Here is a 23,934-nt window from a genome sequence, read left to right as displayed (position 1 = left end):
CTAGGCCCCGCCGCCCCCCCGCTTCAAGCACCGGCCAGCGTCAGCCCCTCGATCCGGATGGTCGGCGCATCCATGCCGCGCCGGAAGACCAGATCGTTCGCCGCCGTCAGATTGAGGAAAATGTCGCGCAGGTTGCCGGCGATGGTGATCTCACTCACCGCCTCCGCCAGCGCCCCGTTGCGGATCATGAAGCCGGCGGCGCCGCGGCTGTAGTCGCCGGTCACGCCATTCACGCCCATGCCGATCAGGTCGACCACGTAGAGGCCTTCCTTGATATCCGCCATCAGTTCCACCGGCGTGACGCTGCCCGCCTCCAGCCACAGGTTGCTGGCCGCCGGGCCGGGCGGGCCGCCGGTGCCGCGGCTGGCATGGCCGGTGCTGGCGAGGCCGAGCTGCCGGGCGCTGCGCCAGTCCAGGATCCAGGTGGTCAGCACGCCATCCTCGACGATGGCGCGCGGCGCGCCGGCCATGCCCTCGCCATCGAAGGGGCGGGAGCGCAGGCCGCGCGGGCGGGTCGGGTCGTCCCGCACCGTCAGGCCGCGGGCCAGCACCTGCTTGCCCATGCTTTCCGCCAGGAAGGAGGTGCCGCGCGCCACCGAGGCGCCGTTGATCGCCCCCAGCAGATGCCCGAGCAGGGAGGAGGAGACGCGCGGGTCGAACACCACCGGGATGCGCGCCGTCTTCGCCCGCACCGGGTTCAGCCGGGCGATCGCCTTCTCCGCCGCGCGCCGGCCGATCGCCGCGGGGTCTTCCAGATCCGCAAGGTGGACGACGGAGGAATAGTCGTAGTCCCGTTCCATCGCCGTGCCCTGGCCGGCCAGCGCCGTGCAGGACAGGCTGTGCGAGGTGCGGGTGTAGTGCCCGGCGAAGCCGGCGCTGGTGGCCAGCGCGATGCGGATGCGGCCCCAGCCGGCGTCCGCCCCCTCGCTATTGGTCACGCCCTTCACCGCCAGTGCGGCCTCCTCGGCCGCCGCAGCGCGGGCGATCAGGTCTTCCGCCGTGGGTTCGGTCGCATCCTCCAGATCCAGCGGCCCCGCCTCGCGCGGCCCGTCGAAGCGGTCGGCCAGCCCGCCGAAGGGATCCTCCGGCACCACCTTGGCCATGGCGACGGCGCGCTCCGCCAGCGCGGCGAAGCCGGCGGGGTCGGCGACCGTGGTCGAGACGATGGCCTGGCGCTTCCCGACAAATACCCGAAGCCCGATGTCGAACCCCTCGGACCGCTCCAGCTGCTCGATCCGTCCCAGGCGGCGGGAGACGCTCAGCGAGGCGTTCTGGACATGCAGCGCATCGGCGCTGTCCGCGCCCGCGCGCCGCGCGGCGGCGACGAGGTCGGAGAGCAGGTCCAGCTCGCTCACGCCGCCAGCCTCTCGATGATCGAGGGCAGCCCCGGCACCTTGCCCGCCGGGCCCAGCGCCGCCAGCGTCGGCGCGCCCCGGAAGGCCATGGCGGCGGCTTCCTGCACCTCGGCCACCGTCACCGCCGCAATCTTCGCCTTGGTTTCCTCGGTCGGGATGATGCGGCCATGCACCTGCAGCTGGCGGGCCAGCTGCTCGCAGCGGCTGCCGGTGGATTCCAGGCTCATCAGCAGGCTGGCGCGCAGTTGGGCCTTGGCGCGGGCCAGCTCGTCCTCCGTCACGTCGGTCTGCACCCGGCGCAGCTCCTCCAGCGTCACCGGCACCAGCTCCTCCGCCTGGTCCTCGCCGGTGCCGGCATAGATGCCGAACAGCCCACCATCCTGGAAGGGCGAGGCGAAGGAGTAGATGGAATAGACCAGGCCCCGCTTCTCGCGGATCTCCTGGAAGAGGCGGGAGGACATGCCCCCGCCCAGCAGGGTGGACAGAAGCTGCGTCGCCATGTGCAGCTTGTGGTTGGCGGCGACGGAGGGAAAGCCGAAGCACAGGTGAACCTGGTCCAGGTCCCGCTCCTCGCGGAACTCGCCGCCGGTGTAGCGCGCCGGCTCCGGCAGCGCCGCGACGGCGGTCGGCAGATCGGAAAAGTGGCGCTGGGCGAGCTCCAGCAGATCCTCATGCTCCAGCGCGCCGGCGGCGGCCACCACCATGCGGCTCGGGCCGTAATGGCGGCGCATATAGCCGGTCAGCGCCTCCCGGCTCATGGCGGAGACGGTTTCTTCGGTGCCCAGCACCGGGCGGCCCATCGCCTGGGACCCGTAGGCGGTGGCCTGGAAATGGTCGAAGACGATATCGTCCGGCGTGTCGTTCGCCTGGCCGATCTCCTGCAGGATCACGCCGCGCTCGCGCTCCAGCTCCTCCGGCACGAAGGTGCTGTGGGACAGGATGTCGCCGAGGATGTCGGCGGCGAGGCCAACGTCCTCCTTCAGGATCTTGGCGTAATAGGCGGTGTTTTCGCGGGACGTGTAGGCGTTCAGGTGGCCGCCGACATTCTCGATCTCGCGCGCGATGGCCGCCGCGTCCCGGCGCTCCGTGCCCTTGAAGGCCATGTGTTCCAGGAAGTGGGAGACGCCGTTCTCCGGCGCATCCTCGTGCCGGGTGCCGGCATCGACATAGGCGCCGATCGAGACGGTCTCGACCCGCGGCATCTTCTCGGACACCACGGTCAGGCCGCTGGGCAGCCGGGTCAGGCGGATCGCGTCGTTCATGTCTGTCCTTCGCCGCCGGTCAGGCGACGTTGCGGAGGGTGTGGCGTCGCACGAAGGCCTCGACCTGGCCGAGATCGGCCGGCAGGCGGGAGAAACGCTCGGGACGCTCATATAGGTCGGCCAGGCGCGAAGGCAGGGGGGCCTCGATGCCCGTCGCCTGCCGCACTGCATCCGGGAATTTGGCGGGATGCGCGGTGGCGGCGACCACGATCGGGATGGCGGGGTCGCTGGGCGGGCTGGCCATGGCGGCCGCCGTGCCGATGGCGGTGTGCGGATCCGCCAGGTAGCCCTGCCTATGCAGCCGCCGGATCTCGGCCAGCGTCCCGGCATCGTCCAGCGCAAAACCCCGGAAAACCTGGGTCGCGCTGCGCCAGGCGGCATCCGGAACCGGCATACGGCCCTCCGCCCGGAAGCGGCGCATGGTCTCCGCCGTGGCCGCCGCATCGCGGCCCAGCAGCTCGAAGAGCAGCCGCTCGAAGTTGGAGGAAACCTGGATATCCATCGACGGGGAGAAGGAGGGCTCGACCGTCCGCATGGTCATGTCATTGCCCGACAGGAAGCGGGCCAAAATGTCGTTGCGGTTGGAGCCGATCAGCAGCTGCGCGATCGGCAGCCCCATCCGCCGCGCCGCCCAGGCCGCCAGAACATTGCCGAAATTGCCGGTCGGCACCGAAAAGGCCACCTCCCGGTCCGGCGCGCCGAGCGCGAGCGCCGAGGCGACGTAATAGGGGATCTGCAGCGCGATCCGCGCCCAGTTGATGGAATTCACCGCCGAGAGGTGCATGTCCTGGCGGAAGGGCGCGTCGGCGAACATGGCCTTCACCAGGTCCTGGCAATCGTCGAAGGACCCTTCGATGGCCAGGTTCGCGACGTTCGGCGCCAGCACCGTGGTCATCTGCCGGCGCTGCACCAGGCTGGTGCGGCCCTCCGGATGCAGGATGACGATGTCGATGGCCGCCCGGTCTCGGCAGGCCTCGATAGCGGCGGAGCCGGTATCGCCGGAGGTGGCGCCGACGATGGTCACCCGCTCCCCCCGCCGCGCCAGCACATGGTCGAACAGCGGGCCGAGGGCCTGCATCGCCATGTCCTTGAAGGCCAGCGTCGGGCCGTGGAACAGCTCCAGCGCGAAGACCCGGGCATCCAGCTGCACCAGCGGCGCCACCGCCGGATGGCCGAAGCCGGCATAGGCCCGGCGCAGCATCGGCAGCAGCGTGGCATGGTCCGGCTGGCCGCCGGTGAACAGGGAGACGATGCGGGCGGCGAGGTCCGCATAGGGCAGGCCGCGCAACTCGCGCCATTCGGCGCTGGTCAGCACCGGCCAGCTCTCCGGCACGAAAAGCCCGCCATCCTCGGCCAGGCCGGCCAGCAGGACGCCTTCGAAGTCGCGCGACGGGGCTTCGCCGCGGGTGGAGATGTAGCGCATCCCTCCAGGATAGCCCGCCGGGGCCCCTGCCGCGAGGGGGTGGCCGCCATTGCGGTGGCCATCGCCGCGTTGACATCCGGCTGGGCCACCCCGAACAATCCCGCCCGCGCCGGCCGAACCGGGCGTCACAGGGCGCCGCCGCCCCTGGAGGCCCGCCCGCCCCCCAAAGGAGACGTCCCATGAAGCTGCCCAGCCATGGTCGCTACGCGCCCAGCGCCATCCCGACGCGCCCCGACTATCGCTGGCCGAATGGCGCGCGCCTCGCGGTGGTCGTCTGCAACAACATCGAGCACTTCGCCTATCGCGCCGGCCTGGGCAGCGACAGCGCGCAGCCCGGCGCGCCGCAATCCTTCCGCAACTACGCCTGGCGCGACTACGGCAACCGGGTCGGGCTGTGGAACATGCTGGAGATGCTGGACGAGCTGGAGATCCCCTCCGCCCACAACGTCAACAGCGCCGCGCTGGACTACATGCCCGAGATCGCGCCGGCCCTGCTGGCGCGCGGCGACGAATTCATCGGCCACGGCCGCAGCAATGCCGAACGCCAGGACATATTGTGGGAGGAGGATGAGCGGCGCCTGATCGTGGAGACGCGCGACGCCATCACCCGCCATGCCGGCACCCCGCCGCGCGGCTGGCTCGGCCCCTACCTGGCGCAGAGCCATGCCACGCTCGACCTGCTGCGGGAGGAGGGTTTCCGCTACATGATGGACCTGCCGGCGGACGACCAGCCCTTCTGGATGGCGACGCGCGCCGGCCCGATCCTGTCCGTGCCCTATTCGATCGAGCTGAACGACAGCCCGGCGATGGTCTTCCGCCAGCACAGCGGCCGCGAATTCGCCGAGATGATCATCGACCAGTTCGACGAGATGCTGGCGCAGTCGAAGCGCCGCCCGCTGGTCTGCAGCATCGTGCTGCATACCTTCGTCGTCGGCCAGCCCTTCCGGCTGCGGCCGCTGCGCGAGGCGCTGCGCCATATCCTGCGCCATCGCGACGATATCTGGCTGACGCGCCCCGGCACGCTGGCGGACCATGTCGCCGGGATGCCGCGCGGCCTGGTGCCGGGTTCCGAGATGCTGCCCGAGCCGGGCTGAGCAGCCGAATGTCCTGATAAATCAGAGCTGCGCCTCGGTGCGGATCTCGGCCTCCGCGATGAACTGGAAGCGGTCGCCGTGGAAGCGGACGAAGCCGCAGAGCACCGGCACGCCGGAGGCCAGGCGATAGACATGCTCGCTTTCCAGCAGCGGCGTGCCGCGCTTGACCGCAAGCAGCCGCGCCATGCGGACATCGGCCGGCACGCTGCGGACGATCAGGCGCATGCGCTTCGGCGCCTCTCCCATTGCCGCGCGCAGCAGCGTGTTCACCGGCTGGCGTTCCAGCATGCGCGCGGTGACATGGCGGCCGATATGGGTGGGCAGGTAGCGCAGCTCATGGCCGAAGACCTCTCCGTCCAGCAGGCGCAGGCGCTCCACCAGGTCCACCTCCGCGCCCGGGGCCAGCGCCAGGGCATCCTGCACGGTGGGCGGCGCCAGGATGGTGCGACGCTCCAGCACCTGGAAGGAGATGCGCTTGCGCGCATGGCGCGCCTCATCCTCGAAGGCCAGGCTCAGATCGTGGTCCAGCCGGCGCGGTGCCACGAAGGTGCCGCGGCCACGGCCGCGTGTGATGAGGCCCTGCGAGGCGAGCTGCGCCATGGCCTGGCGCACGGTCGGCCGGCTGATGCCGAAATGCGCCATGCATTCGCTTTCGGTGGGCAGCGACTGGCCGACCAGCGCATCCCGCCCCTGCCCGATCAGCGCCGCGAAACGCTCCGCCAGCTGCAGATAGAGCGGCACGGCATGCGCGGTGTTCAGCGGCGCGACGCGGCTGAGCACGAAGGCCCGCGCCGTGCCGCGCGTCCCGGCCGGCGGCGAAAGCTGCGGCGACGATGGCGTCGGCACGGCACGCAAGCCCCGTCGGGCGGGAAGGGTCACGGATCTGGGCTCCTGGAGCGTCGCGCGGCAAGACTAGCCATGGCTTCCACAAGGGGGGAAGTGGTCGGGAGGCTTTCGCAACGATGGAAAAATGTCAGGACATTGCCGGCGAGACCCCACCTGTCCGCCGTGCGAATCAGGGTGGCCGCGCGCGACTCCTGATTCCATCTCCGCCTTTCAGGACCACACATCTTGCATGCCAGGATGCAAGCGGGCGAAGTGGCGCATGGGAGGCGCGGATGCCCCGGCGGCGCCATCCATTTCGTGACCGCGGGCCGCGGCCCGCTTGCGGCTTCGGCCCGCTTCGCACCGTAATGGGTGCATCCAGGAACGGCACCGAAGGGCGCCGCCCCTGCCAGAGGAGAGACAGAGCAGGCCATGGAACCGGACTTCGATCTCTGCCAGGTGGTGGGCGAATCGGCCGATCGGCTGGTCTCCGCCCAGGTCTTCATGTCCGGCGGCGGCGCGGATATCACCAGCCGCAACATCACCAAGGAACTCTATGAGGCCGCACGCGCCCTGCAGGGCGCGCCGCTGTCATCGCTCGCTGCCCGCGCGCTGGTGGAGCGCGTGCGGCCGCGCGACGTGGTGCTGGTCTGCGCCGGCTTCTTCGACCCGCCGGCAATGATCTCGGAAGCCGATGGCCCGGTGGGCGCCGCGCTGCTCGGCCGCGCTTTGGCCGTCGCGCTGGATGCCACGCCGGTCTTCCTGACGGAGGTGACGAATATCGCGCGCATGGAGGCGCTGGTGCGCGCCACGGGGCTCGAGGTGATCGGGCTGGAGATGGCGGTGACCACCCCCTTCAAGGCCGCCATCCTGCCGCTGCCGATCGACCCGGTGCGCGCCGCGACGGAAGCCCTGCATTGCTTCGACGCCACCGGCGCCAAGGCGATGGTCTGCATCGAGAAGCCGGCACCCAATTTCTCCGGCACCACGCATACCGGCCCGGGCCTCGATGTCACCGACGTGGTCGGCAAGGTCGAGTTGTACATCGAGGAAGCCAGGCGCCGCGGCGTGCTGACCATCGGCATCGGCGATGGCGGCAACGAGGTGGGCATGGGCCGCATCCCGGATGCGGTGCGCGATGTGGTGCCGACGGGCCGGCTGATCGGCACCTGCGTCGAGACCGATATCCTGGTGGTGGCGACCATCGCCAATTGGGGCAGCTACGCCATAGAGGCCTGCCTTGCCGCCGCGCTGCATTTGCCGGAGGCGCTGCATTCGCGCGAGGTGGAACGCCGCCTGGCGGATGCTGCGGCGCGTGCCGGCTTCATCGACCCCACCTCCGGCATGGCGCATGGCTGGGTGGATGGCACGCCGCCGATCGCGGGCGAATCCATCCTGGAGCTGCTGCGCTGCATGGTGGAGCTGCGGTTGGACCGCAAGCGCCGGCCGCATGGCCTGTCCGGCTTCGGCCGGCGCTGGCAGGAAACCGGCCGCGCGGAGGCCACCGTGGCGCTCTGGGCGAAGCACCTGGCGGCGGAGGAGGCCGAATTCTTCAGCCGGCCTGAACGCGGCGGGTGAAGGCCGCGAGGTCGGCGTCGAAGCGCGCCGGCTCCTCCAGAAAGGGCGCGTGGCCGCTGGCCTCATACAGGCGGAATTCAGCATCGGGCAGCAGGCTGGCGATGTGGCGGCCGGCCGCGGGCAGCAGCACTTGGTCCTGCGCGCCATGGATCACCAGCGCCGGCACGTCGAGGCTCGGCAGGATGTCGTCATGGTCCACCTGCCAGCCCATCATGGCGCCGCGCACGGCGGGCGGCGCCATGCCGTTGGTCAGGTCCATCAGCCGCTGCAGATCGGCCGGCAGCGGCGCGGCGGTGCAGGCGCGGATGAAGCGCAGCGTGGCGTCGGCGGCCACCGCCATCTCGGTGGAGGCCATGGCCGCCTGGATCGGCCCTGTGGTGCCGCGGAAGCGCGCCGCATCCGGCACGCCGCCCTTGCTGATGGATCCCACGAAGACCAGGCCGGCGAAATCCGCGACGCCATGCCGTCGCGCCACCGCGCCCAGCACCCGTCCGCCAAACGACCAGCCGGCCAGGACGGGCCGGCGCAGATCCAGCGCCGCGATCACCGCCGCCACGTCATCCGCCCAGAGATCGGCGCTGCGATAGGCCTCCACCGCCTCGGGCTTCTGGGAGTTGCCATGGCCGCGCAGGTCGAAGGCGATCAGCCGAAACGCCCGCGCCAGGTCACCGGTGAACTGGCGCGTCCAGCACAGGGCGGCCTGGGAGAAGCCGTGGATGAACAGGATGGGCGGGCCATCCGCGCGGCCGCCCTCCACCACCGCCAGCCGCACGCCGCCGGCGCCCTGCACGAAGCGCGTGGTCGCGCCGCCCATCCAATCCTGGGTCCAATCCTGGGCTGGATCAGCAGGCGGTGCGGTCATGACGAGATTCCCCCGGTTGCCGGCCGAGGCTGCGGCAAGCCCTGCGCCCCGGCAAGCTGGCACGCCCCTTGCTGCGCAATCCGGCCACCCTGCCCCCGCCACACTTCCATGGAGCGCGCATGACCCAGCCCCCCTTCGATGCCGAGTCCTATGCGCGCCAGGCTGCCGCGCTGATCGCCCTGCCGATCGCGCCCGCGCATCTGCCGGGCGTGGTCGCCAATCTGCAGACGGCGGCCGCCATGGCGGCGCTGGTGCAGGCCTGGCCGCTCGGCATCGCCGACGAACCCGCGCCGGTCTTCGTGGCCCAGGGCACACAGCCGGGAAGCCAGAAGTGAACGCCGCCGCCACCGCCGCCGCGATCCGCGCCGGCCAGCTTCGCGCGACCGAAGTGACGGAGGCCGCGCTGGCCGATATCGCCGCGCGCAATGTCCGCACCAATGCCTTCACCGAGGTCACCGCCGCCCGCGCCCGGGCCGAGGCCGCGGCGGTGGATGCCGCGCGCGCCGCGGGGCGCGATCCCGGCCCGCTGGCCGGCGTGCCCTATGCGGTGAAGAACCTGTTCGACCTGGAAGGCGTCACCACGCTGGCGGGCGCGAAGATCGAGCGCGGCCGGCCGGCGGCGGCGCGCGACGCCTTCCTGGTGCAGCGCCTGCGGGCGGCCGGCGCGGTCTGCCTGGGCGCGCTGAACATGGATGAATACGCCTTCGGCTTCACCACGGAGAATGCGCATGACGGCGATTGCCGCAATCCGCACGACCCGGCGCGCGTCGCCGGCGGCTCCTCCGGCGGCCCGGCGGTCGCGGTGGCGGATGGGCTGGTGCCGCTGACGCTGGGCAGCGACACCAATGGCTCGATCCGCGTGCCCGCCTCGCTCTGCGGCATCTTCGGGCTGAAGCCCACCTATGGGCGGCTGTCGCGGCAGGGCAGCTATCCCTTCGTCACCTCGCTGGACCATCTCGGCCCCTTCGCGCGGGACGTGACGGATCTCGCTTTGGCCTATGACGCGCTGCAGGGTTTCGACCCGCAGGACCCGGCGCAGCAGCAAAGGCCGGCGGAGCCGGTCGCGCCGTTGCTCGGCGCCGGGCTGGAGGGGCTGCGCATCGCGGTGGCGGACGACCACTTCGCCCGCAACGGCCATCCGGAGGCACTGGCTGCCGTGGCGGTGCTGGCGCGCGCGCTGGGCACCACGCGCCGCGTGACGATCCCGGAGGCCGCGCGCGCCCGCGCCGCCGCCTTTCTCATCACCATGGCCGAAGGCGGCAACCTGCACCTGCCGGACCTGCGCGCGCGGGCGGAGGATTTCGACCCCGCGACGCGCGACCGCTTCCTGGCCGGCGCGCTGCTGCCCGCCACCTGGCTGGTCCAGGCGCAGCGCCTGCGCGCCGCCTATCGCGCCGTGGTGCTGGCGGTGTTCGAGACGGTGGACGTGATCCTCGCCCCCGCCACGCCCTTCGTGGCGCCGCCGATCGGCCAGGCGATGACGGAGATCGATGGCCGCATCCTGCCGATCCGCCCCAATCTCGGCGTCTATACCCAGCCGATCTCCTGCATCGGCCTGCCGGTGCTGGCGGTGCCGCTGGCCGACCCGGGTACGGCCGGCACGCCGCACGACCTGCCGATCGGCGTGCAGCTGATTGCCGCGCCCTGGCGGGAGGATGTGCTGTTCCGCGTCGCCACCGCGCTGGAACGCGCCGGCATCTGCGGCGCGCCCCCGGTGCCGGCCTAGCCGCAAGGCTTGAAAATGCTCCGGTCGGCGGATCGGCGGGCGGCGCGCCCGGCCGCCGCAGGGGATCAGCCGGCAGCCTCGCAAAATTGGCATTGCTGCCATCCAGGCCAGGGCGTCGGGAGGCGATGCCAAGGCTTTCAAAAGCCTGCCGGCCGTCCTGCCCTCGGCGCGGCAGGCGCCGCCCGGAAGCGGTGTTTCGGGCCACCCCGTCGTTCTTGATTTGTTCGGATCACTCGGCCATCGTCGGCGCGATGCAGCCCCCACCGCCTCTTCCCGCCCCGCCGGATTCGGCCCCGCTGGACCAGCCCACGGTCCTGGCCGCCCTGCGCGCCCGGGTGGCGCGGCTGGAGGGGGTGGGCCGTGCCCGGCATGGCACGGATCCGATTCCGGTGGCGGAGGGAATCCCCCTGCCCGGCGGTGGCCTGGCGCGGGCGGCGATGCATGAGGTGGCGGCCGTCTCCCCCGGCGCGGCCGCGGCCTTCTGCGCCGTGCTGCTGGCCCGCAGCGGCGGCACCGTGCTGTGGATCGCCGCCGGCGGCAGCGAGGGCCTGCAGGCCTGGCCCCCCGGCCTCGCCCGCTGCGGCCTGTCGCCGGCCAACCTGGTGCTGGTGCGGGCGGAACGCTGGGCCGACGCGCTCTGGGCCATGGAGGAGGCGCTGCGCTGCCCCGCCGTCACTGGCGCCCTGCTGGTGGCGGAGGACACGGCCCGGCTGGACCTGACCGCGACGCGCCGCCTGCAGCTGGCCGCCGAGACCGGCGGCGCGCTCGGCCTGGTGCTGCGGCGGGATGCGCCGAATCCGGACCCCAGCGCGGCCGCCAGCCATTGGCGCGTCGGGCCGCTGCCCTCCGGCGGGGCGGGGCACGGGCTGGCGGATCCGCGCTGGCAGCTGGAATTGCTGCGCGCACGTGGCGGCCGGCCGGGCGGCCCCTGGGCGGTGACCTGGCGGGCGTCCTCCGGCACGCTGGATCTGGAGGAGGCGGAGGCGCCGGTCGTGGAGACGCGGCGCGCCCGGCGCGGCCGATGAGCCGGCGCTTCCTGGCGCTGCACCTGCCGGACCTGGCCACGGCGCGCATCCGCCGTGCGGAGCCCGATCTGCCGGAGGCGCCGCTCGCCACCTGGGAGACCAGCGGCAGCCGGCGCCTGCTGGCGGCGGTGGATGCGGCGGCCGCGGCGATCGGCCTCGCGCCCGGCCAGGCGCTGGCCGATGCCCAGGCCATCGCACCGAACCTGCTGCTGCGCCCGGCGGACCGGGAGGGTGATGCGCGGGCGCTGCACGGCCTGGCGCTGTGGGCGCGGCGCTACACGCCGCTGGCGGCGTTGGACCCGCCGGAGGGGCTGATCCTCGACATCACCGGCTGCGACCATCTGTGGGGCGGCGAGGCCGCGCTGCTGGGCGATGCGCTGGATCGGCTGCGCCGGAATGGCCTTTCCGTGCAGGGCGCCATCGCAGGGGCCGCGGCCACCGCGGCGGCGCTGGCGCGGGCGCGGGCCGATGCGCCCATCGCCGTCTCCGGCATCGAGGCCGCGCTGGCCGCGCCGCTGCCGCTCGGCCCGGCGCTGCGGCTGGGGGCCGCCGAGCTGGAGGCGTTGGCCCGGCTCGGCCTGCGTCGCGTAGGCGACCTGCTGGACCAGCCGCGCGGCCCGCTGGCGCGGCGTTTCGGCAAGGCGCTGCTGGATGCGCTGGATGCCGTCACCGGCCGCCGGCCGCATTCCATCCAGCCGGTGCAGCCGCCCCCCGAATTGTCCGAGACGCTCGACCTGCTGGAGCCGCTGATCACCCGCCCTGCCATCGAGGCCGCGCTGGACCGGCTGCTGGCCGGGCTCTGCACGAAGCTGCGGCTGGCGGGGCTGGGGGCGCGCCGGCTGGCGCTGCTCGCCTGGCGGGTGGATGGCGCGGTGCAGGAGGTGGCGATCGGCACCGGCCAGCCGAATCGCACGCCCGCGCATCTGAAGCGGCTGTTCGCCGAGGGACTCGGGCGGCTGGAACCCGATCTCGGCTTCGAACGCATGGCGCTGGAGGCCCGCGCCACGGACCGGATGGAGACCGGCGCGCAGGTCAGCCTGGGACTCGGCGCGCGACGGGACATGGCGGCGCTGGCCGAATTGCTGGACCGGCTCGGCCAGCGGCTGCGGGTGCGACGCGTGGCGCCGGTGGCGAGCCATTGGCCGGAGCGCAGCGTTTCGGCGCTGGACCCGCAGGCGGTGCCGCCGCCGCCACCGCCTGGCTGGGCGCATCCTGGGCAGCCTGTGCTGCGCCTGCGCCGCCCGAAACCGCTGGAGGTGGTGGCCCTGCTGCCGGATGCGCCGCCCGCCAGCCTGCGCTGGCAGGGCCGATCGCAGCGCGTGCTGGCCGCGGAGGGGCCGCTGCGGCTGGAGCCGGAATGGTGGCGCGCCCAAGGGCGTGAGGTCGCTGGCGCGGAGCGGCGCGATGCCTATCGGGTGGAACTGCCCTGCGGCACGCGGCTGCTGGTGTGCCGCGGCGGCGCCTCCGGCTGGCGGCTGCATGGCCATCTGCCGTGAGCACTTATGCGGAGCTCGCCGCGCGGTCGCATTTCTCCTTCCTCGACGGCGCCTCCCACCCCGCGGAGCTGGCGGCAACGGCGGCGCGGCTGGGGCTGGCGGGCATCGGCCTCTGCGACACCAACAGCCTGGCCGGGGTGGTGCGCGGCCATGTCGCGGCGAAGCAGGAAGGGCTGCGCTTCGTGGTGGGCTGCCGGCTGGTGCTGACCGATGGCAGCGCCTGGCATGCCTGGCCCACCGATCGCGCCAGCTATGGCCGGCTGACGAAGCTGCTGTCGCAGGGGCGCATGCCGGCGCCGAAGGGCGAATGCTGGCTGACGCGCGAAGACCTTTTTGCCACCGCCGAGGGATTCGTGCTCGCCGCGATTCCCCCCGCGGATTTCGATGGCCAGCAATGGCGCGCGGATGCCGCCGCCTTGCGCGACCGGCTCGCCATGCCGCTGCTGCTCGCCGCCTCCTGCCCCTATCTCGGCCGCGACCAGCAGCGGCTGGATGATCTCGGAGCCATCGCGGGGGAGTCGCTGCTGGCCACCGGCGATATCCGCTACCACCACCCGGATCGCCGCCGCCTGGCCGATGTGCTGTCCGCCATCCGCCTGCGCACCACCGTCGATGCGCTGGGCCATGAGGCGGAGCCGAATGGCGAGCGCCACATCAAGCCGCCCGCCGAGATGGCGCGGCTTTTCGCCCGCCACCCGCAGGCGCTCGCCAATACGCTGCGGGTGCTGGAGGCCACCGCCGGCTTCTCGCTCGACCAGCTGCGCTACGAATATCCGGAGGAATTGCTGGAGCCCGGCCGCACGGCGCAGCAGACGCTGGAAGCCCGCGTGGCGGAGGCGCTGGCGGCGCTGCCCTACGGCGTCACCACCAATCTGCGCGACCGCATCGCGCATGAATTGGACCTCATCGGCCGCCTCGGCTACGCGCCCTATTTCCTGACGGTGCATGAGATCGTGCGCTTCGCGCGCAGCCAGGGGATTCTGTGCCAGGGGCGCGGCTCGGCGGCGAATTCCAGCGTCTGCTACGTGCTCGGCATCACCGCCGTCGATCCCGACAAGCACGACCTGCTGTTCGAACGCTTCGTCTCCGCCAGCCGCGGCGAGCCGCCCGATATCGACATCGATTTCGAGCATGAGCGGCGGGAGGAGGTGATCCAGCACCTGTATCACCGCTACGGCCGCCACCGCGCCGCCATCTGCGCCACCATCATCCGCTACCGCGCCCGCAGCGCGATCCGCGAGGTGGGCCGCGCCATGGGGCTGACGGAGGATGTCACCGCGCGCCTGGCGAAAGCCAGCTGGGGGCCGGGGCGGGAGATCGGGCTGGCGCAGCTGGCGGAAAGCGAGGGGCTGGACGTCAGCGACCCGCGCCTCGCCATGACGCTGGAGCTGGCGGAGGAATTGCAGGACGTGCCGCGCCATGCGGCCACCCATGTCGGCGGCTTCGTCATCACGAGCGGCCCGCTGACGGAGCTTGCGGTGGTCACCAATGCGGCGATGGAAGACCGCACCGTGCTGGAATGGGACAAGGACGATATCGAGGCGCTGGGCATCCTGAAGGTGGATGTGCTGGGCCTCGGCATGCTGTCCTGCATCCGCCGCGCCTTCGGCCTGATCCGGCAGCATCTGCACAAGGACCACACGCTGGCCTCGCTGCCGCGCGAATGCGCCGAGACCTATGCCATGCTGCGCCGCGCGGATTCGGTGGGCGTCTTCCAGGTGGAAAGCCGCGCGCAGATGAACATGTTGCCGCGGCTGAAGCCGCGCGAATTCTACGACCTGGTGGTGCAGGTGGCGATCGTGCGGCCGGGGCCGATCCAGGGCGACATGGTGCATCCCTATCTCCGCCGCCGGCAGGGCATCGAGAAGCCGGAATACCCCTCCCCCGGCCCCCAGTACCCGCAGGATGAGTTGAAGAAGGTGCTGGAGAAGACGCTGGGCGTGCCGCTGTTCCAGGAACAGGCGATGAAGCTCGCCATCGTCGCCGCCGGGTTTTCGCCGGATGAGGCCGACCTGCTGCGGCGGTCCATGGCCACCTTCAAGATGACCGGCGGCGTCTCGAAATATCGCGACCGCCTCGTCTCCGGCATGGTGGCGCGTGGCTACAAGGCGGAATTCGCCGAGCGTGTCTTCAGCCAGATCGAGGGGTTCGGCAGCTACGGCTTTCCGGAAAGCCATGCGGCCAGCTTCGCGCAGCTCGTCTATGCCTCCTCCTGGATCAAGTGCCACCACCCCGGGGTCTTCGCCTGCGCCCTGTTGAACAGCCAGCCCATGGGCTTCTACGCGCCAGCGCAGATCGTGCGCGATGCGCGGGAGCATGGGGTGGAGGTGCGCCCGGTCGATGTGAATGCCAGCGACTGGGACTGCACGCTGGAAGCCGCCACGGCCAGCCCGGATGGCCTGGCGCTGCGGCTCGGTCTTCGGCTGGTGACGGGGCTGGCGGAGGCGGAGGCGCGGGCGATCGTCGCGGCGCGGGAAGCCCGCAACGGCGCGCCCTTCACCTCGGTCGAGGACCTGGCCTGGCGCAGCGGCGCCGGCAAGCGGGCGCTGGAGGTGCTGGCGGCGGCCAATGCCTTCGCCCAGGCCGGGACGGGCCTCGCGCGGCGCGAGGCCGCCTGGGATGCGCGCGGCGTCCCCTCCGGCCCGCGCGACCTGCCGCTGTTTGCCATCGCGCAGGATTCCGTCGCCGCCGCGCTGACGGATGAGGCGCCGATGCTGCCCGAGGCCACGCCCACCCTGCCGGCGCTGACGGAAGGCGAGGCGGTGGTGGGCGACTACCTGGCCACCGGCCTGACGCTGCGCCGCCACCCGCTGGCCCTGCTGCGCGGCGAATTGGCAGCCCGCGGCTGCGACGATACGCGCCGCCTGGAGCACGCGCGGGCCGGCACGCGGCTGCGCCTGCCGGGCCTGGTGCTGATGCGCCAGCGCCCCGGCTCGGCCAAGGGCGTGGTCTTCCTGACCATCGAGGATGAGCACGGCAACGCCAATATCGTGGTCTTCCAGGACGTCTCCACCCGCGACCGCGCCGCTTTGGTCGCCGGCCGCCTGCTGCTGGTGGAGGGCGTGCTGGAGCGCGAGGACACGCATGCCGAGATCCCCATCCTGCATGTCATCGCCCGCCGGCTGAGCGACTGGTCCGCGCTGCTGGACAGCCTGCCGCAGCAGCAGGGCAGCTCCGCCTGGGCGGAGCGGACGCTGGGCCGCGCCGATGAGGTGCGGCGGCCGGAGCCCGGCGCCCGCGCGCCGAAGCGCAGCGGCCTGCCGCCCAGCCGCGATTTTCGCTGAGCCCGCCGGTCGCTGGCGGCCTTGCAGCCCGGCCGCGCCCGGCGCGATCATGCCCCCACGCGGCCCTGAGAGGCCCGCATCCGGGGAGAAACCAGGTCATGAAGCGCCGAACATTCCTGCAAGCCGCCACCGCGGCGCCGCTGCTGGCGGCCCCCGCCACCTTGCGCGCCCAGACCTTCACCCAGCCGCTGCGCCTGGTCGTGCCCTTCAACCCGGGCGGCACCAGCGACATCCTGGCCCGGCTGATCGCACCCTCGCTCAGCCAGCGCATCGGGCAATCCGTGGTGGTGGAAAACCGCGCCGGCGCCGGCGGCAATATCGGCGCCGACCTGGTGGCGAAGTCGCGGCCCGATGGCCATACCATGGTGCTGCTGGACATCTCCGTCCTCGCCACCAATCCGCACCTGTTCCCGCGCCTGCCCTTCGACAGTCTGCGCGACCTGGCACCGGTGCAGATGGTGGTCTACGCGCCCTATATCCTGGCGGTGAACAACCAGCTTCCGGTGCAGAACGCGCAGGAACTGGCCGCCTATGCCAAGGCCAATCCGGGCAAGCTGAATGCCGGCAATTCCGGCACCGGCACGCTGTCCCATCTCGTCGCCGCCTCGTTGGCCAATGCCTGGGGCGGGGCGGTGACGCATGTGCCCTATCGCGGCGGCGCGCCCGCGCTGACGGCGCTGGTGACGAACGAGGCGAACTTCACCGTCGCCGGCGCCACCCAGTCCCAGACCTTCGTGGTGAACAACCAGATGCGCGGCATCGCCGTGACCGGCAGCAAGCGCCTGGCCGCCCTGCCCAACCTGCCCACCTTCCACGAACTCGGCTGGCCGGAGCCCGATTCTGGCACCTGGCAGGGCATCCTGACCCAAGGCAATACGCCCCCCGCCACCATCGCGCGGCTGGAGCAGGAAATCGCCGCCGTGCTGAAGGAGCCGAACATCGTCCAGCGCATCGGCGAGATCGGCGGCGAGGTCCGCGCCGAGGGCGCCGCCACCTTCCGCCGCATCCTGACCGAGCAGACAGAGAGCTACGGCCGCATCATCCGCGCCAACGACATCCGGCTGGAGTGATGCGCCTCCATGCCCATGTGAACCCGGCCTCCCCCCTCGCCGCGATCTTTTTCGAATCCCGCATCCAGGCGGCGCTGCCCGACGGGGTGGCGCTGAGCTTCAGCGCCTCGCCCGAGGGGCTGGAGGAGGGGCTGGCCACGGCGGAGGTGCTGCTGCTGGTGGGCCAGGCGCCGCTGCAGGACCTGCCGCGGCGAGCGCCGCATCTGCGCTGGATCAGCTATGCCAGCGCCGGCGTGGAATGGCTGCTGCAGGCGGGACTGCCGGATGGCGTCACGCTGACCAATGCCAGCGGCACGCATATTTCGAAGGCGGCGGAATTCGCGCTGCTTTCCGTGCTGATGCTGCACAACCGCCTGCCCCACTTCGCCACCGCGCAGCGCGCGCATCGCTGGGCGCCGCAGCCGGTGGGGACGGTGGCGGGGCGGACGGTGCTGGTGCTCGGCATGGGCGCGCTCGGCGGCGCAGCGGCCACCGCGCTGGCGCGGCAGGGGATGCGCGTCATCGGCAACAGCCAGTCCGGCCGGCCGCATCCGGATGTGGCGGTGATGACGCAAGGCGACGGCTTCCGCGCATGGCTGCCGCAGGCCGATGTACTGCTCATCGCCCTGCCGCTGACGCCGGCGACGCATGGGCTGATCGGCCGGGCGGAGCTGGACCTGCTGCCGCCGCATGCGGGCGTGGTGAATATCGGCCGCGGCGAGATTTTGGATGCCGAGGCGCTGGCCGCGAAGCTGCAGGAGGGCAGCCTGTCCGGCGCGGTGCTGGACGCGCTGCCGCAGGAACCGCTGCCGGCGGACAGCCCGCTCTGGGACACGCCGAACCTGGTCATCACGCCGCATTGCGGACTCTACGACCCAGCTGAATACGCCCCACGCTGCCTGGACGCCTTCGCCGCCAACCTCGCCCGCTTCCGCGAGGGCGAGGCGCTGCACCAGGTGGTGGACCGCGCGCGCGGCTACTGAGCCGCCTGCAGCACCGCGGCGACGATCCCGTCATAGCCGGTGCAGCGGCACAGCTGCCCGGCGAGGCCGGCCCGAACCTCCGCCGCGGAGGTCGCGCGTCCGCGCAGGATCAGGTCCCGCGCGGCGACCAGCATGCCGGCGGTGCAGTAGCCGCATTGCAGTGCGTGGTGCGCGGTGAAGGCTTCGCGCAGGCGGATCATCACGGGATCGTCGCGCAGGCCTTCCAGGGTGGTGACGGCCTGGCCTTCCGCCAGCGCCACCGGCACCAGGCAGCCGCGCACCGGCACGCCGTCCAGCAGCAGATTGCAGGCGCCGCAGCTGCCATGCTGGCAGCCGATGCGCGTGGCGGTCAGGCCAAGGCGATCGCGCAGCACGCCGGCCAGGCTGTCCCGGTCCTCGCAGGCCAGGTCGTGGGTTTCGCCATTCACGCAAAGCCGGGTCATGCGCCGGCCCGCCGGATGGCGACGTCGCGCAGCCGCGCCAGATGCGGGTCGTCGGGCGGCGGCGCCTCGGGCATCAGCCGGGCACCGGCGGGGCTCGCGACCGCGATGCGCGGCGCGGCGCCGGGGGCGTGCAGCACGCCGGCCAGGGCTTCCGCGAAGGCGCCGGGGGCGGGGGCGAGCTTGCACCAGCCGAAGCGCGTGCCGGTGGCCGGGATCGGGATGGTCACGGCCTCGATCACCTCGCCTGGTTGCAGCGCCGTGGCGAAGGCGCCGGTGCAGAATTTTTCGACAAGCAGCACCCGCCGCATGTCGCCCTGGCGCAGAACGGCGCTGGCGCCCAGCGCCAGCAGCGCCACCGGCCAATCCGAAGCCGGGTCGTGCAACGCCAGGCTGCCGCCGAGGGTGCCGAGGTTGCGCACGGGGCGATAGGCGATGCCCGACGCCACCAGCGAGAGCCATTCGCGCAAGGGCACGGGGCCGATGCCGTCCTCGATCCGGGCATGGGTCACGCCGGCGCCGATCCACAGCGCGCCGTCGCGCTCGGCAATCTCGGAAAGGCCCGGCAGGTCACGCAGCGGCACCAGCGCGGCCGGTTCCGCCAGGCGCAGCGCCAGCAGCGGCATCAGCGACTGGCCGCCGCCGAGGGGCAGCGCGTCTTCCAGCAGCGCGGGCAGCGCGTCCCAGTCCGCGGTGCGGCGCAGGGTGAAGGGCGCCGGGATCATGGCAGCACGCTCAGCACGCGGCGCGGCGTCACCGGCGTGGCCGTCACCACCATGCCGAGGCCGAGCGCCTGTTCCACGGCGGAGGCGATGGCGGCCGGCGGGGCGATCGCGCCACCCTCCCCCACGCCCTTGGCGCCATGCACCGTGCAGCGCGCGGGCGTCACCAGGTGCAACACGCGGATCTCGGGCAGGCTTGGCGCGTCGGGCAGGCGATAATCCGCAAAAGTGGTCGAGAGCGGCTGGGCCTCGGCATCGAAGCGCAGTTCCTCGGTCAGCGCGGTGCCGATGCCCTGCACCACGCCGCCCTTCACCTGGCCGTCGACGATCATCGGGTTGATCATGGTGCCGCAATCCTCGGCCACGCAGTAATCCTCCAGCGCCACCGCGCCGGTCTCCGCATCCACCCGCACCACGGCGGCATGCACGCCATAGGAGAAGACGCCGGCATCCTCGGGCGGGCAGTAGTCGGCGGTTGCCTCCAGCCCCGGCGGCTCGCCGGGCGGCAGGCGTTCCTGGCGCATCGTGGCGGCATGGGCGAGGTCGACCAGCGGGAGGGAGGCGGCGCCCGCCCAGGCGCGCCCGCCGCGCAGCTCCACCAGCGCCAGATCCGCCTGCAGGAAATGCGCGGCGATGCGCCGCAGTTTTGCCCCCAGCATTTCGGCCGCCGCCTTGGCCGCGCCGCCGGCGAAGACCAGGGAACGGGAGGCAAAGGTGCCGAAGCCGAATGGCGACAAGCCGGTATCGCCGTGGCGGACGGCGATGGCCTCGGGGTGCAGGCCGAGCTCCTCCGCCACGATCTGCGCCAGCGTCGTCTCCAGCCCCTGGCCGTGATTGTGGATGGCGGTCAGCAAGGTGAGGCTGCCATCGGGGTGCATGCGGAGCGTCGCCGTCTCATGCCCCGGCACCACCCGCGCCTTGCGCCCGGCCCATTCCGCGGTGCCGTGGCCGGATTGCTCGGTGTAGATGGCGAAGCCGACGCCGACCCTTTCGCCCGCCGCGCGCCGGGCTTCCAGCGCGGGCAGGTCGAGCATCCCGACACAGGCTTCCAGCGCCGCCGGGTAGTCGCCGGTATCCAGCGTCATCCCCGCCGCCGTCACATGCGGCAGCTTCGCGATCAGGTTGCGGCGCCGGATTTCGTAGCGCGAGACACCGACCTCATCGGCCAGCGCATCCATCAGCCGCTCGATCGCGAAGCAGGCACCCGTCCGCCCGACGCCGCGATAGGGGCCCATCGGTGGCTTGGTGGTCGCCACCGTGTGGTGCCGCACATCCAGATGCGCGATGCCATAGGGCCCGCCGAGGTTGCGCGCCGCCATCCCGGCCTCGGCAAAGGCGCCGGTCGGCCACAGCGCATAGGCGCCGGCATCGACCCAGAGCTCGCCCTCGATCCCCAGCGCGATGCCGTCCCGCGTTGCATGCAAGGTCAGATCATACAGGTGTTCGCGCGCCTGGGCGCCGGCCATCAGATGCTCGCGGCGGTCCTCCACCCAGCGGATCGGGCGGTCCAGCTTCAGGGCGAGGGCGCAGGCCACCACCTCCTCCGGCATCAGGCGGTTCTTGGCGCCGAAACCGCCGCCGACATCGGGCGCCACCACGCGCAGCCGCGATTCCGGCAGGCCGAGCATCGCCGCCAGCGCATGCCGCAGCACATGCGGCCCCTGGGAGGAGATATGCAGCACCAGCTCCCCGGTGCGTCGGTCCGGCACGGCGATCAGCGCGCGCGGCTCCATCGGCGCCGCAGATTGCCGGCCGAGGCCAAGCTTCCGGCGGATGCGGATCGGCGCATCCAACCCCGCCACATCGCCCGCCTTCACATGGCCCGAGCCGTAGCGGTTGTCCGCCCAGCCCGGATGCAGCACCGCCGCCCCCGGCGCCAAGGCCGCCGGCACATCGGCGAAAGCGGGCAGCGGCGCAATCTCCACCTCGCAGCGCGCGCACAAATCCTCCGCCGCGCCACGGGTGGCCGCCAGCGCCGCCAGCACCGGCTGGCCGACGAAGCGCACCACGCCATCGGCCAGCGGCGGATAGGGCGCCTGCCGGAACCCCGGCATGTCCGGCCCCGCCGGCAGCAGCGTCACCGGCCCGATCTCGCCTGCCCCAAAAACCCCCGCCGGCCGCGTCACCGCGCCAATCCGCCCATGCGCCACCGGGCTGCGCCAGAAGGCCAGCTCCAGCATCCCCGGCGCCGTCACATCCCCCGCGAACACCCCCTGGCCGAGCAGATGCCGCGCATCCTCCCGCCGCGGCACCGAGGCGCCGATCCATCCCTTGGCTTCCATGGCCACCATCTTGCATCCCACCCGCGCCCAGGCCTACCTGCCCGCACGACCGGAGTTGCCGATGACCGACGCCGCCACACCCCTTCTGCTCACACCTTACGCACTGCGTGGCGTCACCCTGCGCAATCGCATCGTCGTTTCGCCCATGTCGCAATACCGCTCCGACCCCGGCGGCATCCCCGGCGACTGGCACCTGGTGCATCTCGGCAAATTCGCCCTCGGCGGCGCCGGCCTGGTCTTCTGCGAGGAAACCAGCGTCTCCGAACGCTCCCGCAAGACCTACGACTGCCCCGGCATCTATACCGACGAACAGGCCCGCGCCTGGCGCCGCATCACCGACTTCCTCCGCGCGAACGGCAGCGCCGCCGCCATGCAGATCGGCCACGCCGGCCGCAAGGTCGCCACCCGCGCCCCCTGGGACGGCTTTTCGCCCCTCACCGAGGAAGACGCCGCCAACGGCCGCCCGCCCTGGTCCGGCCTCGCGCCCAGCCCCATCCCCTTCAAGCCCGGCGCCATGATCCCGAAGGAGATGGACGCGGACGACATCCGCCACGTCATCCAGCTCCACGCCGATGCCGCCAAGCGTGCCGACGACGCCGGCTTCGACATCCTCGAAATCCACGCCGCTCACGGCTACATCATCCAGCAATTCCTCTCGCCCATCACCAACCAGCGCAGCGACGCCTACGGCGGCGACCGCGAAGGCCGCATGCGCTTCGGCCTCGAACTCGTCGAAGCCGTCCGCGCCGCCTGGCCCGCCACCAAACCCCTGCTCATCCGCCTGTCCTGCGTCGACGGCCGCGGCGGCGGCTGGCACATGGAAGACACACTCGCCCTCTGCCACGAACTGAAGCCCCGCGGCATCGACCTGATCGACTGCTCCTCCGGCGGCATCGAAGGCCCCCTCACCCTCGCCGTCGTCCCCCGCACCCCCGGCTACCACGTGCCCTTCGCCGCCGAGATCCTGCGCGAAACCGGCCTCCCCACCATGGCCGTCGGCCTCATCACCGACCCCCACCAGGCCGAATCCTACCTGCAGGCCAACTCCTGCCACCTCATCGCCCTCGCCCGCGAAATGATGTGGAACCCCAACTGGCCCACCCACGCCGCCCAAACCCTCGGCCAAAACCCCCTCCCCCTCCTTCCCCCCTCCTACGCCTGGTGGCTCGAACGCCGCGACGAAGTCCGCCGCCGCTTCCCGACCGGGCAGGAGACGGCTGCGGAGTAGGCGGCCGGGTCAGCGCTGGCTGATTGCAAGGAGGGCTCCGCCCTCCCTGCACCCTCCCGCCAAGGGGCAGTGGCCCCTTGGAACCCTTGAATCATGAGCAGGAATGGAGAGGGGGCCGGAGCGACCGCATGGTCTGCGGTACCGCTGGCCCCCTCTCCATTCCTGCTCAAAGTCCTGTGGTCCAGGAGGCCTCTGCCTCCTGGCAGGGGGTGCAGGGGGACAGCGTCCCCCTGCAAGCCACCAGCGCCGTCCAGCCCCTACCCCCGCAGACGGCGCTCGGCCGCGCTCGGCAGGAAGCGGCCGTCGTAGATTTCGATGTTGGGGGGCGTCGATGTCAGGCCGAAGCCGTCTTTCACCAGGGCGATGGTTTCGGTGAGGCGGGCTTCGCTGAGGGTGCCGAGGCCGTCGGCTTGGGTGCGTGGGGTGATCATCAGGCGGTCGCGCAGGTAGATGATGCGTTCGGCTTCGATGGGTTCTTCGAGCAGAGGGAATTGGCGTTTGAGTTCGGCGGCGGCCTTGGCGGGGTCGGCCATGACGTCGTGCCAGCAGCGGGTGGAGGCGGAGAGGAAGCGGCGGAGGGCGTCGGGTTTTTCGGCGATGAAGCTGCGGCTGGCGAGCATGGCGTTGCCGGGGAAGTCCATGCCGTAGTCGGCGTAGCGAAGGGTGTGGATGTCCTCGGGCTTGGCGCCGTTGGCCTTGAGGTTGAAGAAGACGGTGTAGTCGAAGCCGGTGACGGCATCGACCTGGCGGGTCATCAGCATCTGGTCGCGAAGCGCGGGGGTGACTTGTTGCAGCCGCATCCGGTCCATGGGGATGTTGTTGATGCGGCAGAAGGCCGGGAACATGCGGGAGGCGCCGTCGGCCGGGCCTTGGCCGATGGTGCGGCCGGCGAGGTCTTCGGGCTTCAGGATGCGGGTGCCGCCGAGGCTCATGATGGCCTGGGGGGATGAGTCGTGGAGCGCCATCACCACCTTGGGCGCGGCGGCGGGGTTGCGGGCCTGGAATTCGATGAGGGTGGCGATGTCGCCGCTGCCCATCTGGTAGTTGCCTGAGGCGACGCGGGTGATGGCGTCGCCGGAGCCGGAGGAGCCGTCGATGGTCACCTCCAGCCCGGCCTCGCGGTAGTAGCCGCGCGAAAGGGCGAGCAGGTAGCCGGCGGTGCCGCCATCGGGCCGGAAGTTCAGCACGAAGCGGATGCGTTCGGGTGCCTGAGCGAGGGCGGGTGCGGCGAGCATGCCGGCGGTGGCGCCGAACAGGGTGCGGCGGGCCAGGGTCATGCGGATCCTCCGATGGGGTGCGT

General features: G+C 72.0%; 19 protein-coding genes. 10 read left to right on the top strand and 9 right to left on the bottom strand.

Going from position 1 to position 23,934, the window contains the following annotated elements; all coding sequences use genetic code 11:
• Positions 1–23: 23 nt before the first annotated feature.
• The 3 genes from J3S20_RS25280 to thrC are packed head-to-tail and all read right to left on the bottom strand — an operon-like array spanning position 24 to position 4,040.
• The gene (locus J3S20_RS25280) at positions 24–1,355 is read right to left on the bottom strand and encodes a TldD/PmbA family protein (RefSeq protein ID WP_216839696.1); all 1,332 of its coding nucleotides are present in this window, start codon (positions 1,353–1,355) and stop codon (positions 24–26) included.
• Entirely contained in the window at positions 1,352–2,617 is a 1,266-nt protein-coding gene (locus J3S20_RS25275; RefSeq protein WP_216839695.1) for a M16 family metallopeptidase, read from the bottom strand. Before J3S20_RS25275 ends, J3S20_RS25280 begins: the two co-directional genes overlap by 4 nt.
• Positions 2,618–2,636: 19 nt before the next feature.
• Positions 2,637–4,040, bottom strand: coding sequence for a threonine synthase (gene thrC / locus J3S20_RS25270; RefSeq protein WP_216839694.1), 1,404 nt, complete (start codon positions 4,038–4,040; stop codon positions 2,637–2,639).
• Between the two features lie 179 nt (positions 4,041–4,219).
• Here thrC and J3S20_RS25265 point away from each other — a divergent pair, with 179 nt between their 5' ends.
• Entirely contained in the window at positions 4,220–5,134 is a 915-nt protein-coding gene (locus J3S20_RS25265) for a polysaccharide deacetylase family protein (RefSeq protein ID WP_216839693.1), read from the top strand.
• 21 nt (positions 5,135–5,155) lie between these two features.
• Here the strand turns inward: J3S20_RS25265 and J3S20_RS25260 are convergent, their stop codons facing one another.
• Positions 5,156–6,013, bottom strand: a complete 858-nt coding sequence (locus tag J3S20_RS25260) for a GntR family transcriptional regulator (protein WP_216839692.1) — start codon at positions 6,011–6,013, stop codon at positions 5,156–5,158.
• Between the two features lie 378 nt (positions 6,014–6,391).
• On the opposite strand from J3S20_RS25260, the gene J3S20_RS25255 reads away from it, so the two are divergent.
• A complete protein-coding gene (locus J3S20_RS25255; protein WP_216839691.1) occupies positions 6,392–7,537 on the top strand; it encodes a glutamate cyclase domain-containing protein in 1,146 nt (381 codons plus the stop codon).
• On the opposite strand, the gene J3S20_RS25250 is transcribed toward J3S20_RS25255, so the two are convergent.
• Positions 7,512–8,399 (bottom strand): alpha/beta fold hydrolase, encoded by an 888-nt coding sequence (locus tag J3S20_RS25250; RefSeq protein WP_216839690.1) that lies wholly within the window; start codon positions 8,397–8,399, stop codon positions 7,512–7,514. The two genes, J3S20_RS25255 and J3S20_RS25250, sit on opposite strands and share 26 nt — an antisense overlap.
• 119 nt (positions 8,400–8,518) lie before the next feature.
• Between J3S20_RS25250 and J3S20_RS25245 the strand changes: the two genes are divergently transcribed.
• The 7 genes from J3S20_RS25245 (at position 8,519) to J3S20_RS25215 (ending at position 17,962) form a co-directional block, all read left to right on the top strand.
• Positions 8,519–8,734 (top strand): AtzG-like protein, encoded by a 216-nt coding sequence (locus J3S20_RS25245; RefSeq protein ID WP_216839689.1) that lies wholly within the window; start codon positions 8,519–8,521, stop codon positions 8,732–8,734.
• Positions 8,731–10,125 (top strand): AtzE family amidohydrolase, encoded by a 1,395-nt coding sequence (locus tag J3S20_RS25240; RefSeq protein WP_216839688.1) that lies wholly within the window; start codon positions 8,731–8,733, stop codon positions 10,123–10,125. Before J3S20_RS25245 ends, J3S20_RS25240 begins: the two co-directional genes overlap by 4 nt.
• Before the next feature lie 251 nt (positions 10,126–10,376).
• Positions 10,377–11,150, top strand: coding sequence for an ImuA family protein (locus tag J3S20_RS25235; RefSeq protein ID WP_216839687.1), 774 nt, complete (start codon positions 10,377–10,379; stop codon positions 11,148–11,150).
• On the top strand, positions 11,147–12,646 hold the full coding sequence (locus J3S20_RS25230) for a Y-family DNA polymerase (protein WP_216839686.1): 1,500 nt from the start codon (positions 11,147–11,149) through the stop codon (positions 12,644–12,646). Before J3S20_RS25235 ends, J3S20_RS25230 begins: the two co-directional genes overlap by 4 nt.
• Positions 12,643–15,930 (top strand): error-prone DNA polymerase, encoded by a 3,288-nt coding sequence (locus J3S20_RS25225; protein WP_216839685.1) that lies wholly within the window; start codon positions 12,643–12,645, stop codon positions 15,928–15,930. The genes J3S20_RS25230 and J3S20_RS25225 overlap by 4 nt, the downstream gene beginning before the upstream one ends.
• A gap of 98 nt (positions 15,931–16,028) precedes the next feature.
• Positions 16,029–17,000 carry a Bug family tripartite tricarboxylate transporter substrate binding protein gene (locus J3S20_RS25220; RefSeq protein ID WP_216839684.1) on the top strand — a complete coding sequence of 324 codons (972 nt, stop codon included), beginning with the start codon at positions 16,029–16,031 and terminating at the stop codon, positions 16,998–17,000.
• Positions 17,000–17,962, top strand: a complete 963-nt coding sequence (locus J3S20_RS25215; protein WP_216839683.1) for a D-2-hydroxyacid dehydrogenase — start codon at positions 17,000–17,002, stop codon at positions 17,960–17,962. Before J3S20_RS25220 ends, J3S20_RS25215 begins: the two co-directional genes overlap by 1 nt.
• Here the strand turns inward: J3S20_RS25215 and J3S20_RS25210 are convergent.
• Genes J3S20_RS25210 through J3S20_RS25200 form a run of 3 tightly spaced genes read right to left on the bottom strand, consistent with a single transcriptional unit; the run spans position 17,956 to position 21,406 of the window.
• A complete protein-coding gene (locus tag J3S20_RS25210; protein ID WP_216839682.1) occupies positions 17,956–18,405 on the bottom strand; it encodes a (2Fe-2S)-binding protein in 450 nt (149 codons plus the stop codon). The genes J3S20_RS25215 and J3S20_RS25210 overlap by 7 nt on opposite strands.
• Positions 18,402–19,127, bottom strand: a complete 726-nt coding sequence (locus J3S20_RS25205) for an FAD binding domain-containing protein (protein ID WP_216839681.1) — start codon at positions 19,125–19,127, stop codon at positions 18,402–18,404. Before J3S20_RS25205 ends, J3S20_RS25210 begins: the two co-directional genes overlap by 4 nt.
• A complete protein-coding gene (locus tag J3S20_RS25200; protein ID WP_216839680.1) occupies positions 19,124–21,406 on the bottom strand; it encodes a xanthine dehydrogenase family protein molybdopterin-binding subunit in 2,283 nt (760 codons plus the stop codon). Before J3S20_RS25200 ends, J3S20_RS25205 begins: the two co-directional genes overlap by 4 nt.
• On the opposite strand from J3S20_RS25200, the gene J3S20_RS25195 reads away from it, so the two are divergent.
• Positions 21,405–22,634 carry an NADH:flavin oxidoreductase/NADH oxidase gene (locus J3S20_RS25195; RefSeq protein WP_246603255.1) on the top strand — a complete coding sequence of 410 codons (1,230 nt, stop codon included), beginning with the start codon at positions 21,405–21,407 and terminating at the stop codon, positions 22,632–22,634. The genes J3S20_RS25200 and J3S20_RS25195 overlap by 2 nt on opposite strands.
• A 257-nt stretch (positions 22,635–22,891) precedes the next feature.
• Here the strand turns inward: J3S20_RS25195 and J3S20_RS25190 are convergent, their stop codons facing one another.
• Positions 22,892–23,911: an ABC transporter substrate-binding protein gene (locus tag J3S20_RS25190; RefSeq protein WP_216839679.1), complete on the bottom strand. Its 1,020-nt coding sequence runs from the start codon at positions 23,909–23,911 to the stop codon at positions 22,892–22,894.
• Positions 23,912–23,934 lie beyond the last annotated feature (23 nt).

Source organism: Falsiroseomonas tokyonensis, from assembly GCF_019024325.1.
GTDB lineage: Bacteria > Pseudomonadota > Alphaproteobacteria > Acetobacterales > Acetobacteraceae > Falsiroseomonas > Falsiroseomonas tokyonensis.
This window is presented reverse-complemented; position numbering and strand designations above follow the sequence as displayed.